We start from the raw sequence: 15,670 nt of genomic DNA on the forward strand, positions 1-15,670 counted from the left end.
TGACTGGTGGCGACGGCCGCGGAGCAGGCAAAAAGCTTGCGTGTATGATTGTTTGACAATTAATATGCGCCCAGCGATTCATCCACAAGTAAATCTTCGGGAGAGTTTTGATGAAAAAGTGGCAGTGCGTGGTCTGTGGACTGATCTATGACGAGGCCGAGGGCTGGCCGGAGGACGGTATCGAACCAGGCACCAAGTGGGAAGACGTCCCCGAGGACTGGGTGTGCCCCGATTGCGGCGTGGGCAAGGAAGACTTCGAGATGATCGAGATCGGATAACCGACGGGAGTACAGCTATGTCCGAACAGGCCCCCATCGTGATTGTCGGGACCGGTTTGTCCGGTTACTCCCTGGCTCGGGAGTTCCGGAAACAGGATAAGGACACCCCGGTGATCATGGTCACTGCCGACGACGGTGTCAGCTATTCCAAGCCCATGTTGTCCACCGGATTCACCAAGGGCAAAGATGCCGATGGTCTGGCCCAGGCCTCCACTGAAGCCATGGCGGAACAGTTGGATGTGCAGCTCCGGCCCTTCACGACGGTGACCGGCATCGATCCCGAGGCCCACGAACTGATTCTCGGCGACGACAGGTTGAAGTACAGCAAGCTGGTGCTGGCGTGGGGCGCGGATGTGATCCGTTTGTCCATTGCCGGTGATGGCCAGGAGCATGTGTTCTCCATCAACGATCTGATGGATTATCGGTCGTTCCGCAAGGCGCTGCACGGAGGCCGGCGGGTTGCGATCATGGGCGCCGGACTGATCGGCTGCGAATTTGCCAACGATCTGCGCAACGGTGATTACGAGGTTGACGTCATTGCGCCTTCGGAGGTGGTGATGCCCGGCCTGCTGCCCGAACCGGCTGCCAACGCCGTACAGCAGGAACTCGAGAACCTGGGCGTCCGGTTTCACCTCGGGACCGTAGTCGAGCGGATTGATCGTCACAATGACGGGGTCAGGCTGACACTGGCCAACGGCGACAGTCTCGAGGCGGATATTGTCATCTCCGCAGTCGGCCTGCGCCCCCGTACGGGGCTGGCCGGGGAGGCCGGTCTTGAGGTCGGCAAGGGCATCAGGGTGAACCGCGCACTGGAAACGTCCGCGCCGGATATCTATGCCCTGGGTGATTGTGCCGAGGTGGATGGCCATGTGCTGTTGTACGTGCTGCCGCTGATGGCTTGTGCCCGGGCACTGGCGAAAACCCTCACCGGCGAACGCACAGAGGTAAGCTATGGCACGATGCCGGTGATGATCAAGACGCCGTGCTGTCCGACTGCCGTGTGTCCGCCTCCGTCCGGGGTCGACGGCCAGTGGGATGTCGAAACCGAGGGGACCAGCGTACGCGCGCTGTTCCGGAGTGATGCGGGTGAAGTGTTGGGATTTGCGGTCACAGGTCGCTTCGCCATGGAGAAGCAAGCGCTGGCGAAGGAAGTGCCTCCTATCCATAGCTGATCGTTCCGGGGTCTGTGGCGTCGCTGCCGTCGCGGACCGTGCCTGCTTGTCATTGCGAAAAAAGTGCACTTGGGGTAGAAAACCTCTTCGTGAGCTAATTAATTGACAGGAGCAGGCATGCTAGAAGTCACAAAGAAGCTGGTTGAGCTGCTGGACCTTTCGCCCATCGGCGACGATCACTTCCAGGGCGATAGCGAAGACCTGGGTTTTCCCAACGTGTTTGGCGGCCAGGTGCTTGGCCAGGCGTTGATGGCGGCCAGTCGTACCGTTGAGAATCGTCTGTGCCATTCCCTTCATGCCTATTTCCTGCGGCCGGGCAACCACAGCATGCCGATCGACTATGAGGTCCAGCGGGTGCGGGACGGCGGCAGTTTTTCCGTGCGCCGGGTGATTGCGCGCCAGGGTGGTAAAGAAATCCTGACCGGCTCCATGTCTTTCCAGGGTGACGAGCCAGGTTTCGAGCACCAGTTCGATATGCCCGGTGCGCCCGAACCGGATACCCTGAAGTCCGAGCAGGAGTTGGGGCGAATCCTGGCGCCCCAGGTTCCGGAGCGGTTCCGTGAGACCCTGACCCGGGATCGGCCGATCGAGATTCGTCCCGTGAACCCGGTCAATCCGTTGCAACCGGAGAAGCGTCCGCCATACAGACAGAGCTGGCTGCGCGCACAGGGGCCGTTGCCCGATGATCCGGTTTTGCACCGGTGCCTGTTGACCTATGCCTCCGACTTCCACTTCCTGGCCACGTCCATGCAGCCCCACGGCTTGACCTTCACCAGCAAGAACATGCAGGTGGCGAGTCTGGACCATGCCATCTGGTTCCACCGGGATTTCCGGATGGACGAGTGGCTGCTCTATGACAAGGACAGTCCAAGCGCCTCTGGAGGGCGGGGCTTCAACCGGGGCAACTTCTTCAACCGGGAGGGTGTGCTGGTCGCATCCACTACCCAGGAAGCCCTGATCCGCAGGCGCTCCTAACCCAGTTTCCTGGCTGGCTGGTGACCGTTGGTGTTGAGCCAGTCCAGGAACTCGTCCACGGGCAGCGGCGGCGTGACCAGGTATCCTTGGATCATGTCGCAACCCATCTCCCGCAGGAGATCCTCGGTCGCCCGATCTTCCACCCCCTCTGCCACGACCTGATAGCCCAGGTTATGGCACATATCGATGGTGGTCTGGACAATGACCCGGTCCTCCGCCTGGGTCGGCAGTTCCGTGACCAGTGACCGGTCGATCTTGATCTCGCTGGCGGGCAACTGCTTGATGTAGGAGAGTGAGGAGTAGCCGGAGCCGAAGTCATCGATGGAGACCCGTATGCCGGCTGAATTCAGGGCGTTGAGTGCCTGCAACGAGTTGGTCGGGTCCAGCATCATCGAGGTCTCGGTGACCTCGAAGGTGACCGCGCCCCGGTGGCCATCGTACTGGGTCATCAACCGCTGCACGTAGAGGGAAAAGTCGGCCTCCCGCAGATTGTTGGGGGAGATGTTGGCCGAGAGTTCCAGATCCCAGCCCTGCTCCAGCAGTCGCGTGCGCAGGCGCAGCGATTCCTCCAGCACCCAGCGGGTCAGAGGCTTGATCAGCCCGGTCTGCTCGGCCAGCAGGACGATCTCGTCCGGGCTTACCGTGTTCTGGCGCTCCGGCCACCGGATCAGGGCCTCCATGCCCACCACCCGGCCTGTGATCAGGGATTGCTTGGGTTGCAGGTAAAGGGCCAGCCGGTTGTCGTCCAGGGCTTTTCGCAACTCCGAAACCATGGTCAGCCGGTCGGCGCTGTAAGCGTCCCTCGAAGGCTTGTAATAAGCCATGCCGCGATCCCGGGCTCGATCCGAGCCTTCGGCGATGATGGCCCGCCGGATCAGGGTGTTGGCGTCCGCGCCATGGTCGGGGAACACGGCCACGCCCATGCGCGGATCCAGTGGCACCTGCATCCCCAGGTAATCAATTGACTGGCGCAGGCTGTCCAGACCGAGCACCACGGATTTGGGTGCCGATTCCGCCAGTGTCGCATCCACGATAAATCCGAAGGACTGCTGATCCAGAGAAGCCAGGAAGTAATTGCGTTCATCGGTCTGCTCGACAGGCAGGGCACCCGGTACGGCCTGGACCACGGAGTTGTAGTGCCGGGCGGTCAGTTCCAGGATCCGGTCGGTGTTACGGTGGCCGAGCGTTTTGGTCACTGAGGGCAGGTTATTCAGGTGAACCACGGCGACCCCGTAGCGCTTTTCAGGGTGTCGCATGATCAGGTCATTGAGCATCATCTCGAAGCTGCTGCGGTTCGGAAGGCCGGTCAGGGGATGGTGCAGGGCCTGGTCCATCAGTCTCAGTTCCACGGTACGGCGCGCTTCAAGGGCCCGGAGTTCCGCCTCCCGGGCCAGCACCTTGTCCTGCCGTTCCTGGTAGATCCGGATGGCCATGGCCAGGGCGAGCAGGACCGCCTGCAGCGCCGAACCGATCTGCATGGCATAGACGCTCAGGAAACTGTTGGGCAACAGGCCGTATTTGTTGGCCGCGGTCACGGCGCTGCCCAGCGTGAGCGCGCCCCAGGCCAGGGTGTAATAGATTGCCTGCCGGTTACCCCGGAGCCACTGCTGCGGCCCGAGCAGTGTCAGTAACAGACAGCTGGGGATCGTCAGTGCAACCACCAGCCGGATAGCGGTGTTGTAATCGGTCAGGAAGGTCGCTGCCGCCGCCATAATATTCAGCGCGATCGCGAAACTCACGACTTGTGCGGTCAGCGGGCTCTGGTTGCGAAGCCTCAGAAAGGCATGGGCGAACCAGAGTGTGAAGATCATGGCAAAGGGGATTCCCAGCACCATCGACCGGTTCTGTATCTCGGGATTGGCCGGCCAGAGCAGCTGGTAGGCAATGCCATTCAGGCTGCCGATGATGACCAGGTAGCCCAGGGTCGAGAGCACATACAGGAGGTAGATCTTTTCGCGCAGCGCGGCAAAGATAAACAGGTTGAAGAAGATGACGGTAATCAGTATGCCGTAATAGACGGCATGGACCAGATCCTCGAAGAACGCGCTTTCAAAAAAGTCCTTGTCGTGCCAGAGGTATACCGGAACCTGTACGGCACCGCTGGTGCTGATTTCAAGCAGGATCTGCTGGTTTGATTCCGGCGCAGGGTCAAAACGGAACAGGAAGTTGCGGTAGAGTACCGGGCGCTCAACGAAGGGCAGTTGGTCGCCGGCCGTGGCCCGACTCACCACCTTGCCGTTTTCCAGCAGGAAGAAGCGGATATGGTCCAGATGGGCATAGCCGATTTCCAGCAGGTTGATGTCCCCGCGGTCGGGAACCGTAAATCGCAGCCAGACGGATTTCCGGATATAACCGAAGTTCGGACTCGGGTCCTCCAGTGACTGCCAGCCATCCATTGCCAGGACCTGTTCCGGAGTCACAGAGGCATCCGGGCTTAACAGCAGGAAGTCCATGGCCGGACGCACACTGTTGCCGGCGGCATGGGAGGGCAACGCCAGTGCCGACAGGACCATCAGGGTGAACAGAAGTTGGAGCGGGCGGGTCAAGGTCACAGGTTGTCGCATTTCTTATCGTTGTCCCCCGAGTATGCCCCCTCGTTACCGGCGGCTCAAGCGCCGGATCCAGCTTCAGGGTGTGTGCCGGTTCCGCTCAGAGTTGCGCGATCCAGTCCCTGACCCAGGGCAGCGCCTCATTCTCCGGTTCCGTGGTCTCCATGGCATCGATGCGCAGGGTGTCCCCGACTTTCCGGGCGGCGGTCTCATACAGGGCTTCCTCCATCAGTTCGCCAGCACCGCAAAAGGTGTCGCCGTAGGAGCTGTCTCCCAGCACGATGATGCCGAAGGGGCGTCCGGGTTGCTGCGGCAGTTGTTCTTTCAGCTCAACATAGCAGTGCAGCAGGTTCTCCGGGATCTCACCCTGACCCGTGGTGGAGGTGCAGACCAGCAAGGGCTCCTCGTTGGACGTGATGTCCGCAAGCCTGGGGTTCTCCAGCACGGTAACCTGATGCCCGTCGGTTTCGAGCGCCTTGCTGATCTCCCTTGCGGTCATCAGGGCACCGCCATAAACGCTCCCGACCAGAATACGGATTGCTGTCATCATGAGTCCTGTGAAAGTTGGCGTATTGGGGCATGTGCCCGCGTCGCGCCTGATCATAGCGATCGATCTGACCGGCCTCAAGATGGTGAACCCACTGGCCGGTCTTCCTCCCGGCTGCGAACCCGTGGTGCGATCTGGTTGCGCCCGGAGTCCTTGGCGTTATAGAGGTTCAGATCGGCCTGTTTCAACAGGTCATCGATGGAGGCGGCCTTGGCAATGGAACAGACGCCGGCACTGATCGTCACCGGCAGGCGCTGGTTCCTGAAGCTGAATCGGGCCTCGGCAACCTTTGCCCGCAGCCGTTCTGCAAGGGTGAGGGCCTGGAGCAGGGACGTGTCCGGGAGGAGCAGCAGGAACTCCTCACCCCCCCATCGGGCCGCCACGTCGGTCAGGCGGATGACGTCGCGTACGAGGGCTGAAAATTGGCGCAGAACGGCGTCGCCGGCGTCGTGGCCGTAGTCGTCATTGATGGTCTTGAACAGGTCGAGATCGATAAGCACGATGGAGAAATGATGACCGGAACGCTGGTACCGGGAAAATTCGCTCGCCAGCCGGTGCTGGATGTCCCTGCGGTTTGACAGCCCGGTCAGTTCGTCGGTCCGGGCCGCATGCTCGTGGGTAACCACCAGTTCCAGCAGTTCATTGCGTGCTTTCAGCCGGCCAGCCTCGAGGACGAAGCAGAAAATGGATTCGAAGGTGAGGGTGGCAAAGAAGCGGATTTTGAAATCGCTGGAGTATTCGGCCGTAATGAACGGGAAATCCGGGAACTGGAACACCACGGCAGCGACGAGGTAACAAAACAGCAGAACCGCCGTGCCGGCCTTCAGACTGGTCAGGAAAAACAGCAGTGGTGGAAAGACATAGAACCACAGTGGGCCGGTGTTGCTCTCGCCGCCTGAGGCGATGAGGTAGACGAACAGCACACCCACGACCACGATCAGGCCGCCCTTCTGGCGGGCGGCGTCGCCGGTGAAGGCAAAGTAGACCATGTTCAGTGTGACCATGACCGAGCAGGTCCAGAGCACCCAGGCATGCAAAAAGTGGCCGGAGTACCAGGCCTTGAGACCGATGCCGAGCAGGAACACGATGGCTGCGAACGACAGCCATGTCAGCAATCGGGAAACCTGGGCATCTTCGCGCGCACCGGCGGCCTGGTGACTGATTGAGTTGGGCTGGCTCATGGCGGTTTTGGCGTCTTATTGTATTTATAGGCGTCACATCTGCTCATTATGCGCCTCTTGACGAGACGTTCGCGGCCATGGTTCACAGTTGAGGACGCTGCTTGCCCACATGACGGCCCGGTTTCAATTTTGTGGCAAAAAAACTATAGTTTCCGCGCGGCCATCCGGCCTGATTACATTCTGACCAAATGAGACTCGATCTGTTATGGCCCGTTCAACCGGATTCCTGGATACCGTCCTCACCAGCCCTTCCACGGAAAGATACAGGGTCGGAATCAGCCTGCTGTTCCTCCTCGGCATCTGGCTGACTGTTGGTTCTTTCAGCGATGGAATGCCCGGCAGCATGCTGTTGATGGCTGCGGCCGTCATCGGTGGTTACATGGCGATCAACATCGGCGCCAACGATGTTGCCAACAACGTGGGCCCCGCGGTGGGCTCCGGAGCCCTTTCACTGGGGGCGGCGGTTCTTATAGCTGCTGTCTTCGAGGCTGGCGGGGCACTGATTGCCGGGGGGAACGTGGTGTCCACCATCAAGGGCGGCATCATCGATCCGTCCACCCTGGACGATGGCCGCGCCTTTGTCTGGCTGATGACCGCGGCCCTGCTGGCCGGTGCCCTTTGGCTGAACCTCGCGACCTGGATGGGCGCGCCGGTATCCACCACCCACTCCATTGTCGGCGGCGTACTCGGTGCCGGTATCGCAGCAGGTGGCTGGGGCATTGCCGACTGGGCGGTCATGGGCAAGATTGCCGCCAGCTGGGTTATCTCTCCGGTACTGGGTGGTGCGCTTGCGGCCCTGTTCCTGTTCGCCATCAAGAAAACCGTGCTCTACCGTCAGGACGTGGTGCCGGCAGCCCGTACCTTTGTACCCTGGCTGGTAGCGATCATGGCCTGGGCCTTCGGCACCTACCTGATGGTCAAGGGCGTCAAGAAAGTCATCAAGGTGGACTTCCTCGAAGCTTCCCTGGTCGGCCTGGTCGCGGCCGCCGTGGTTTTTGTGGCGGTGCGGGCTCTGGTTGGCCGCAAGGCCTCTACCATGGAAAACAGCTCCGCCGGTGTAAACACCCTCTTTACCTGGCCGCTGATCTTTGCCGCAGCCCTGCTCAGCTTTGCTCACGGTGCCAACGACGTCGCCAACGCTATCGGTCCGCTGGCGGCCATCAATGATGCCCTGTCCGGCGGCGCTGTCGTCACGTCCGCGGCCATTCCGCTGTGGGTTATGATGGTGGGAGCCCTGGGCATCGCCGTCGGTCTGATGCTGTTCGGTCCGCGCCTGATCAAGACTGTGGGCAGCGAGATCACCGAACTGGATAAGACCCGGGCCTTCTGTATTGCCCTGTCAGCGGCGCTGACAGTCATCCTCGCTTCCCAGCTGGGCCTGCCGGTCAGCTCCACCCACATTGCCATCGGTGGTGTCTTCGGCGTCGGTTTCCTGCGTGAATACCTGAAAAGCAACTACGCCACTCAGCTGCACAAGATCGTCGAGCACCATGACCCGGAAGAGCAGGAGCGCCTCAAGCCCTTTCTCGACGACTTCCGCAATGCCTCAGTGGAAGAGATGGAAAGCCTGCTCAAGCAGGCCAAGAAACAGAAGCGGGAAGTGCCCCTGTCCAAGTCCGAGCGCAAGCGCCTCAAGAAGATCTACAAGGAAGAAATGGTCAAGCGCTCCCACCTGGTCAGGATTGCTGCAGCCTGGATCATCACCGTTCCGGCATCGGCCATCATGGCCGCGATCCTGTTCTTCACGCTCCGGGGCTTGTTGATCTGACCGGGCTGGTTGTATAAAACCAGTTTGGTCATACTATCTGAAAAGGGGGTGTCTCACCCCCGAGCAAATTCGTCCGGGGAGTGAAGTATGAGTTCATCCGTTGAAAGCCGTCAGGCCAAGATGATTGACGAGCTGAGGGTCTTCATCAAGAAGGTCCTGAGCGATCCGACCATTGCGGTCAAATCCATGGAGATTGCCCGCAAGCACCGTGGCCAGCCCAACGCCAACGAGTTGATCGCCGAGGAAATCAGTGCCAGCACCAACATCCGGATTCCGGAGAACTGGAGTGAGGCGGACAAGATGTTCCTGGATATCATCCATGATGTACTGGATGACGAAGAGGCGCTTTACTGAAGTCTTGCCTGCAAGTTTCGGAGAAGCGAGCCGGGCGGGGGACGTTTCAAAAACACGCTGTGAATACGTCCCTGTACGCTTGGCTCCGCCATCCCTGGCTCCGCACAGTTTTTGAAACGTCCCCCGCCCGGCTCACCGAAGCTATGATTCGTCCGCCAGGCTCGCTTGGTGGCAGTCGCACCCTTCTCCACGGAGTTGGTTAACCCGCCGGCTTAAAGCTTTTCTGGCGTCTTAGACCTCAGGCCTGCCGTGCACTCGGCTCGTGCTGCTTCAGCACCGCCTCGGCCATCTGGTGCAGGATGGTCATCTCGTCTGAAATCCCTTCATCCTTCGATAGCTCACGCTGTTCCTTCAGAATATCGGCCAGGATGTCTTTTGTGGTCAGCGGATTGGCCAGTACCACCCGGAAGACGATGCAGGGGAATCGATAATACCGGGCCGGCTCCAGCCGGGTCCGGGAGACAAAGGCCTTGCCCCGTTCCCGCTGGGTCTTCTGGATGAACTTGGTGATCCGGTTCAGGCAGGTGTTCAGCTTTTCCGCCTGTAGTTCGTCCGCCACTGCCAGCGCCTGTTGCACGTCCTCCGGGCAGTAGCGGTAGGTGAGGATGTTCAGCTCCGGCTTGGTTACGAGCTCGAAATCCGGCTCGGCGTTGATCATGTCGGCAAAGGTGTGGGCCTTTTCGATACCCTGATCGATCAGGATTTCGTAACCCTCACGGCCGAGGATCTTCAGGCCGGAGTGGATCAGCATGGACATGCCCGGCCGGGATCCTTCCAGGGTGGTGCTGCCCAGGTCCCGGGAGCCCTTTCGGATGATGTACTGGGCGTGGTGCTCCACCGCGCTTGCCAGGGTGGGGTCCTTGAACACGACCAGGCCGGCGCCCATGGGCACGTACAGCTGTTTATGGGCGTCAAAAGTGACCGAATCCGCCTTCTCGATGCCGCGCATCAGGGGCTTGTAGGTGCGGGAGAACAGGGTCGGTCCGCCCCAGGCGGCATCCACGTGGAAATGGGCACCGAACTCCCGGGCTATGTCGGCCACGGCATCGAGTGGATCGACGTTGCCGGTTTCGGTGGTACCGGCCACGCCGCATATGGCCATGACCTTGATCCTTTGCTTGTGCAGTTCCAGGCACTTGTCCCGCAGGGCATCCGGCTGGATACGGTTCTCGTCATCGGTGTCAACCGGTACCAGCGCGTCCCGGCCCAGACCGAGCACATCGGCGGCCTTGCGCAGGGAATAGTGGCCGCGACGGGACACCAGGATAGCGGCGCCCTCGTAGCCGTAGTATTTCAGGGCCCGGAACAGACCCTCCTGGTGCAGGCCGCGGAAGCTGCCCTCCGCCGGGAAGGCACGGTTGCGTGCGACCCACAGGGCAGTCAGGTTGGCAATGGTGCCGCCGGAGCACATGACGCCCAGGGTATGTCGGGGATCGTGCATCCACTTGCGGTAGAAGGAGCCGTCCTCCTGGTACACCAGCCGGTGAATCATGCCCAGCACCTGGCGCTCCATGGGCGTGAACGCCTTGGAGGTCTCGGTCTTCACCAGGTTCTGGTTCAGGGCGATCATGATCTTGGATAACGGCAGCATGAAGTAGGGCAGCGCCGAAGTCATGTGCCCGATGAAAGCCGGTGAGGCAGTATGCACCGAGTTGGCCACGAGTTTGTCCAGCAGGAACTGGGCCTGCTCGGACACGAACACGGGTTTCTCCGGGATGTTGTACTCGGCGAAGTCTTTCTCGACTTCCGACAGGTCCCGTTCGACCGCGACGATGTGCTCCTGCAGGAAGCCTGCAAGATTGCGGGAGATGTCCTGGTCAATGCGGCTGAGGGTGGATTCCGGTGCCTCGGGCACTGTGAATACACGGTACATTGCCTCAACCGAGGCCTGGGCGGATTTTTTCTTTCCGGTCATAGGCACCACACAGAATCAGTGGTCGTCCGCGGGGCTTGTTCCGGATGCCCCCCGGGTTCGGCCGGATCCATGTCCGGCATTGGCATACTGTAAACCTGCATCTGGCAGGTGCGCTGACGTCCCTGAGGGGGCGTAGTATACGGCGTGGCAGGCAGCTGCGCTACACGCCATGACTACGTTACCGTCGGAGAGGTCAGAGAATTTCGCGCTGCACTTCCAGTATGGCAGCATCTATGCGGTCCTGGATGGCTTTTTCAATCATGTCCAGGCGTTGACTGATCTGCTGGGAGGAGGTGCCCAATGCCGCGACGGTCCAGGTCGCGCAGTCGAGGGCTTCCTGATCGGCCGTCTCGGCCACTGCCAGGTCTGGCTCTTTGCCCCATACGGCCCGCAGGGCCGTGAACACCTTGCGTTTGGCTTTGAGGTCTTCGCAGCCATAGAGCTGGAAGTGCAGGGTCATCACGCCCACATGGGGAGTGATGACGGGCTGCTGTCGGTTGCTTTCGTTGAGCAGTTTTCTGAGTGCTTCAGACATAGCTGTTCCGGCCAGGGTGCAGGAACCAGCGGGGGATGACTTTCCAAAACCCGCTCCTTACGGCACCCCTTCGGGGTCCAGCCTGCAATCTTAGATTGCAGTCGTTCAGCTGTCGCATGAAGCTCTGCTTCATAAGCGCTCGGCCTCACCCATGTGACGCTTGAGCTCCGCCATCCATGGCTGCGCACAGTTTTGGAAAGCCATCCCCGCTGGTTCGGCAACAAATAAGGTGGAGTCCCCGGGTCTTCAGAGCCCGGGAGACACATCCGTTAGCCTACTACAGGCGTCGCCCGTTTGATAATGGCCTCAGAGTCAGTGCCCGAGGGCAGGTTGCCGTAGTTCATGCCGCCGTTGCTCTCCAGCCGGGAGGCGCAGAAGGCGTCGGCCACCGCGCTCGGGGCGTTGCGGATCAGCAGTGAGGCCTGCATGGCCAGGGCCATGCGATCCACCAGGTTGCGGGCGCGGTACTGGAAATCGCTGATGTCGGCGAAGTCGTTCTGCAGCTGTGCCAGGAATCGATCGAAGCGTGCGTCGGTGCCTTTGGCCTCGGCGGCTTCGCGGAAGAAGGCCTCGAGGGTGTCGGGTTCTTTCTGCATGGCCCGAAGAGTGTCCAGGCACTGGACGTTGCCGCTGCCTTCCCAGATGGCGTTGACCGGGGATTCCCGGAACAGGCGGGGCATGATGCAGTCTTCCATCACGCCGCTGCCGCCGATGCATTCCATCGCCTCGTAGGCATGGTTGGGGGTGCGTTTGCAGATCCAGTATTTGCCGACCGGGGTGGCCAGGCGGGCGAGCAGGCGTTCGTGTTCCTGGTCCTGGTTGTCCAGGGCGCGGGCGATGCGCATGGTGTAGGCCAACGCGGCTTCGCTTTCCAGGGCGAGGTCGGCCAGTACGTTCTGCATCAGGGGCTGGTCGACCAGGCGATTGCCGAAGGCGCTGCGATGGCGGCAATGGTGGGTGGCCTGGGCCACGGCCTGGCGCATGCCGGCGGAGCTGCCGATCATGCAATCGAAGCGGGTCATGGCCACCATCTCGATGATGGTGGGCACGCCCCGGCCTTCCTCACCGACCATCCAGGCCAGCGCACCGCGCAGTTCCGCTTCGCTGGAGGCGTTGGCGATGTTGCCCATCTTGTTCTTCAGGCGCTGGACCTGCCACGGGTTCTTGCTGCCATCCGGGCGCCAGCGCGGCATCAGGAAGCAGGACAATCCGCCCGGTGCCTGGGCCAGGACCAGGAAGGCATCGCACATGGGGGCAGAGACGAACCACTTGTGGCCCACCAGCTCATAGGCCTGACCGGGACCTTCGCTGCCGACCGGGTAGGCCAGGGTGCTGTTGGCCCGGACATCGCTGCCGCCCTGTTTCTCGGTCATGGCCATGCCGATGGTGACGGAATTCTTTTCGGTGTGGGGGATATTCCGTGGGTCGTAGCTGTTGGCCAGGATTTTCTGTTCCCATTCCCGGGCCAGTTCCGGTTGTTTGCGGATCGAGGGAATGGCGGCAAAGGTCATGGTGACCGGGCAGCAGTGGGCTGCCTCCACCTGGGAGTGCATGTAGTACCGGGCGGCGCGGGTGACATGGGCGCCAGTGCCGGGGTTGGTCCAGGGGCTGCTGTGCAGGCCGTTTTCCAGCGCGATGCGCATCAGTTCGTGGTAGGAAGGATGGAAATCCACTTCGTCGATGCGGTGGCCGAACCGGTCGTGGGTGCTGAAGACCGGTTTGTTGGCGTTGGCGCGAAAGCCGAGATCGATGGTGGCGGCGTTGCCCGCCAGGTCACCGAAGGCGCGCAGGGTGTCCACGGCGTGGCCGGCGCCTTCCCGTTCCGCGGCCTCCTGCAGAGCCTGATCGTGATCGAACAGGTTGTAGTTTTCCAGTGCCGGCGGCTGGTTGGTGACTTCATGGGTCACCGCCAGGTAGCGGTCCCCGGTAAAGGGGGAGTTGGCTTCGGGTTTGGACTGGCGGGCGGTCATGGCTATCTCCTGGTGCCGGTCAACCCCTGCATGCAGAAACGTATGATGGAGTCGACCAGTTTGTTTTTGTCGATATCGGCAATGGTTATCTGGCCGGCCAGCGTCGGTGACAACGGGCCCACCAGGCTTTCAGCAATGGCGCCTACCAGACAGGTACTGCTCTGACGGGCGTCCTGATCCGGAATGCAGTCTTCTTCAATGCCACTCCGGATTGCGTGTTCAAACAGTTCGGCATAGGCCCTGCGATAGACCAGGCGTTCCTCTTCCAGTTTCGGGTCCACCGGTTCGGCAATGAGTGCCCAGGCCATCATCGGCCCGCGAAGGGCCCGTTCTGCGAACTGGCGGAGCGCGGCTTCGAGTCTGACGACCGCATCACCGTCGGTGTTCAGTGCTTCAGCCACCTTATCCACTTCGCGTTGGGTGGCGGTCCGGAAAATTTCGGCAAACAGGTCTTCTCTGGATTCGAAGTGCCGGTAAATAGTTCCCGTGGCCACGCCCGCCAGGCCCGCGATGCGAGTGATGCGGGCACTCCTGAATCCTCCGTTGGCGACGCATTCGTACGTGCAATCGATGATGCGTTGGCGTGCCTGCGCCTTGCGCTGGCGCATTTTTTCCGTTTCGCGATAGGCCATGCCGGCTCCTTATAAGCAGTGAATCACTATTCATTTCTTGTGTCAATGAATCGGGGTGCGCGATCCCCCTGATTTTGCCATGTAAAATCATGGCCTTATTGGTAGTTACAAAAAATTACAAAAAACCCTTTGCCAGGAAATAGCGCGGCAACCGAATCGGGATTATAAAGACGCCAAGACGAGGCCGCAGGCGGTATTTTCGTCGAGACTGAGTGTGTTCGCCCATCGGGCCGGACATCACTTTCGGACCTGTTTTCGTTGATGGAGAAAAGACCATGAGTGAATTCGACGAAAGCAACCTGGAGCAGTCAGGAAACTGGAGCAGCGACAGCGACGACACCCATTCCGTCGCCGGTCGGGCCCGGGTGCGTGCGCAGCTGGAGGCTGATATTGCAGCCTTTTTGCAGCAGGGCGGCCAAATCCAGCAAGTGGATACTGCCTTCCGCTCTGACTCACCTCGCAAGGTGGAAGTGGGATTCAATAACCGTTCCCTCTGATTTCGGCCGGGGGCAGTGTCAGGCTCGCCCCCTGTCGTTCCTCTTGGTATCGATGCAGATAATAGCAGCTGGACTCTTGTTTGCGCGTTCCGCCCGCTAAGCTTTCGGGGTGTGCTGTCACCAAACCGTCATCGATTCCCGTCAGGATCACTCCCGCAACTGCAACCACGGGTCTTTGGCGTGTATCATGGCGGGAGCAAGGCGTTACGTCGCCAGGCAACCAGTTCATCCCTACACTGTTGCTTTACCAGGAGGTTATCCGTGCCGAGTCCCACTCCCCGCTCTTATCCCGCGACCCGTTTGCGCCGCAATCGGGCCAGTGACTTTTCGCGCAGCCTGGTCCGGGAAAACCAGTTGACGCCTGATAACCTGATTTACCCGGTGTTTGTGCTGGAAGGTGAGGGGCAGCGAGAGGCGGTGCCATCCATGCCGGGTGTTGAGCGTCTCAGTGTCGACCTGTTGGTCGAGCAGGCCGCGGAACTGGTGAACCTGGGGATTCCGGCGGTGGCGCTGTTTCCAGTGGTGCCGGCGGAGAAGAAGAACCTGTCGGGCTCCGGTGCGTGGGATTCCGATGGCCTGGCCCAGCGCGCGGTACGTGCTCTGAAAGAAGCCTATCCGGACCTGGGAGTCATAACCGACGTGGCACTGGATCCGTTCACTACCCATGGCCAGGACGGCATCATCGATAATGACGGCTATGTGTTGAATGACGTCACCGTGGAAGCCCTGGTAAACCAGGCACTGTCCCACGCCGATGCCGGTGCCGATGTGGTGGCACCCTCGGACATGATGGATGGCCGGGTCGCTGCCATCCGTGACGCTCTGGAGTCTGCCGGGTATGTGAATACCCGGATCCTGGCCTATTCTGCCAAGTATGCATCCAGTTACTACGGACCGTTCAGGGATGCAGTGGGTTCGGCTGCCAACCTGGGCAAAGGCAACAAGGCGACCTACCAGATGGACCCCGCCAACAGCGATGAGGCCCTGCATGAGGTTGCCATGGACCTGGCAGAGGGTGCCGACATGGTCATGATCAAGCCAGGCATGCCCTATCTGGATATTGTGCATCGGGTAAAGCAGGAGCTTCAGGTCCCCACCTTCGTTTACCAGGTGAGTGGTGAGTACGCCATGCACATGGCCGCGGCGGAGAACGGCTGGCTGGATGGCGATGCAGTGATGATGGAGAGCCTTATGGCCATGCGTCGGGCCGGAGCTGACGGCATCCTGACCTATTTTGCGGTTCGCGCCGCCCGCCTGATGCGGGAACAGCGGCGCGGATCCTGACCTACTGGAACGC

General features: G+C 60.7%; 14 protein-coding genes. 7 read left to right on the top strand and 7 right to left on the bottom strand.

The window, feature by feature from the left end; genetic code table 11:
- The first annotated feature begins 110 nt into the window (after window positions 1-110).
- The 3 genes from MD273_RS00515 (at window position 111) to MD273_RS00525 (ending at window position 2,425) form a co-directional block, all read left to right on the top strand.
- Window positions 111-278 (top strand): rubredoxin, encoded by a 168-nt coding sequence (locus MD273_RS00515; protein ID WP_008173532.1) that lies wholly within the window; start codon window positions 111-113, stop codon window positions 276-278.
- A gap of 17 nt (window positions 279-295) precedes the next feature.
- Window positions 296-1,450, top strand: a complete 1,155-nt coding sequence (locus tag MD273_RS00520) for an FAD-dependent oxidoreductase (protein WP_239035826.1) — start codon at window positions 296-298, stop codon at window positions 1,448-1,450.
- 117 nt (window positions 1,451-1,567) lie between these two features.
- Complete coding sequence (locus MD273_RS00525) at window positions 1,568-2,425, top strand: acyl-CoA thioesterase (protein WP_239035827.1); 858 nt, start codon at window positions 1,568-1,570, stop codon at window positions 2,423-2,425.
- Here MD273_RS00525 and MD273_RS00530 read toward each other — a convergent pair.
- From MD273_RS00530 to MD273_RS00540, 3 genes are all read right to left on the bottom strand, one after another.
- Window positions 2,422-4,989 carry an EAL domain-containing protein gene (locus MD273_RS00530; protein ID WP_239035828.1) on the bottom strand — a complete coding sequence of 856 codons (2,568 nt, stop codon included), beginning with the start codon at window positions 4,987-4,989 and terminating at the stop codon, window positions 2,422-2,424. The genes MD273_RS00525 and MD273_RS00530 overlap by 4 nt on opposite strands.
- A gap of 85 nt (window positions 4,990-5,074) precedes the next feature.
- On the bottom strand, window positions 5,075-5,521 hold the full coding sequence (locus tag MD273_RS00535) for a flavodoxin (protein ID WP_239035829.1): 447 nt from the start codon (window positions 5,519-5,521) through the stop codon (window positions 5,075-5,077).
- Window positions 5,522-5,598: 77 nt separating this feature from the next.
- Window positions 5,599-6,702 carry a GGDEF domain-containing protein gene (locus MD273_RS00540; protein ID WP_239035830.1) on the bottom strand — a complete coding sequence of 368 codons (1,104 nt, stop codon included), beginning with the start codon at window positions 6,700-6,702 and terminating at the stop codon, window positions 5,599-5,601.
- A gap of 205 nt (window positions 6,703-6,907) precedes the next feature.
- Here MD273_RS00540 and MD273_RS00545 point away from each other — a divergent pair, with 205 nt between their 5' ends.
- On the top strand, window positions 6,908-8,470 hold the full coding sequence (locus MD273_RS00545; protein WP_239035831.1) for an inorganic phosphate transporter: 1,563 nt from the start codon (window positions 6,908-6,910) through the stop codon (window positions 8,468-8,470).
- A gap of 87 nt (window positions 8,471-8,557) precedes the next feature.
- A complete protein-coding gene (locus MD273_RS00550; protein WP_239035832.1) occupies window positions 8,558-8,824 on the top strand; it encodes a hypothetical protein in 267 nt (88 codons plus the stop codon).
- Between the two features lie 238 nt (window positions 8,825-9,062).
- On the opposite strand, the gene panP is transcribed toward MD273_RS00550, so the two are convergent.
- The 4 genes from panP to MD273_RS00570 all read right to left on the bottom strand — a co-directional run bounded on the left by panP (window position 9,063) and on the right by MD273_RS00570 (window position 13,876).
- Window positions 9,063-10,739, bottom strand: coding sequence for a pyridoxal-dependent aspartate 1-decarboxylase PanP (panP, locus tag MD273_RS00555; protein ID WP_239035833.1), 1,677 nt, complete (start codon window positions 10,737-10,739; stop codon window positions 9,063-9,065).
- Window positions 10,740-10,932: 193 nt separating this feature from the next.
- Window positions 10,933-11,274 carry a DUF503 domain-containing protein gene (locus MD273_RS00560; protein ID WP_239035834.1) on the bottom strand — a complete coding sequence of 114 codons (342 nt, stop codon included), beginning with the start codon at window positions 11,272-11,274 and terminating at the stop codon, window positions 10,933-10,935.
- Window positions 11,275-11,543: 269 nt separating this feature from the next.
- Window positions 11,544-13,244: an acyl-CoA dehydrogenase family protein gene (locus tag MD273_RS00565; RefSeq protein ID WP_239035835.1), complete on the bottom strand. Its 1,701-nt coding sequence runs from the start codon at window positions 13,242-13,244 to the stop codon at window positions 11,544-11,546.
- Window positions 13,245-13,246: 2 nt separating this feature from the next.
- A complete protein-coding gene (locus MD273_RS00570) occupies window positions 13,247-13,876 on the bottom strand; it encodes a TetR/AcrR family transcriptional regulator (protein ID WP_239035836.1) in 630 nt (209 codons plus the stop codon).
- 275 nt (window positions 13,877-14,151) lie between these two features.
- Between MD273_RS00570 and MD273_RS00575 the strand changes: the two genes are divergently transcribed.
- Together MD273_RS00575 and hemB are read left to right on the top strand one after the other, a co-directional pair.
- Entirely contained in the window at window positions 14,152-14,373 is a 222-nt protein-coding gene (locus MD273_RS00575) for a hypothetical protein (protein ID WP_092003349.1), read from the top strand.
- Window positions 14,374-14,634: 261 nt separating this feature from the next.
- Complete coding sequence (gene hemB, locus MD273_RS00580) at window positions 14,635-15,657, top strand: porphobilinogen synthase (RefSeq protein WP_239035837.1); 1,023 nt, start codon at window positions 14,635-14,637, stop codon at window positions 15,655-15,657.
- Window positions 15,658-15,670: the final 13 nt, after the last annotated feature.

This window comes from Marinobacter sp. C7 (assembly GCF_022343555.1).
In the GTDB taxonomy this organism is placed as follows: Bacteria; Pseudomonadota; Gammaproteobacteria; order Pseudomonadales; family Oleiphilaceae; genus Marinobacter.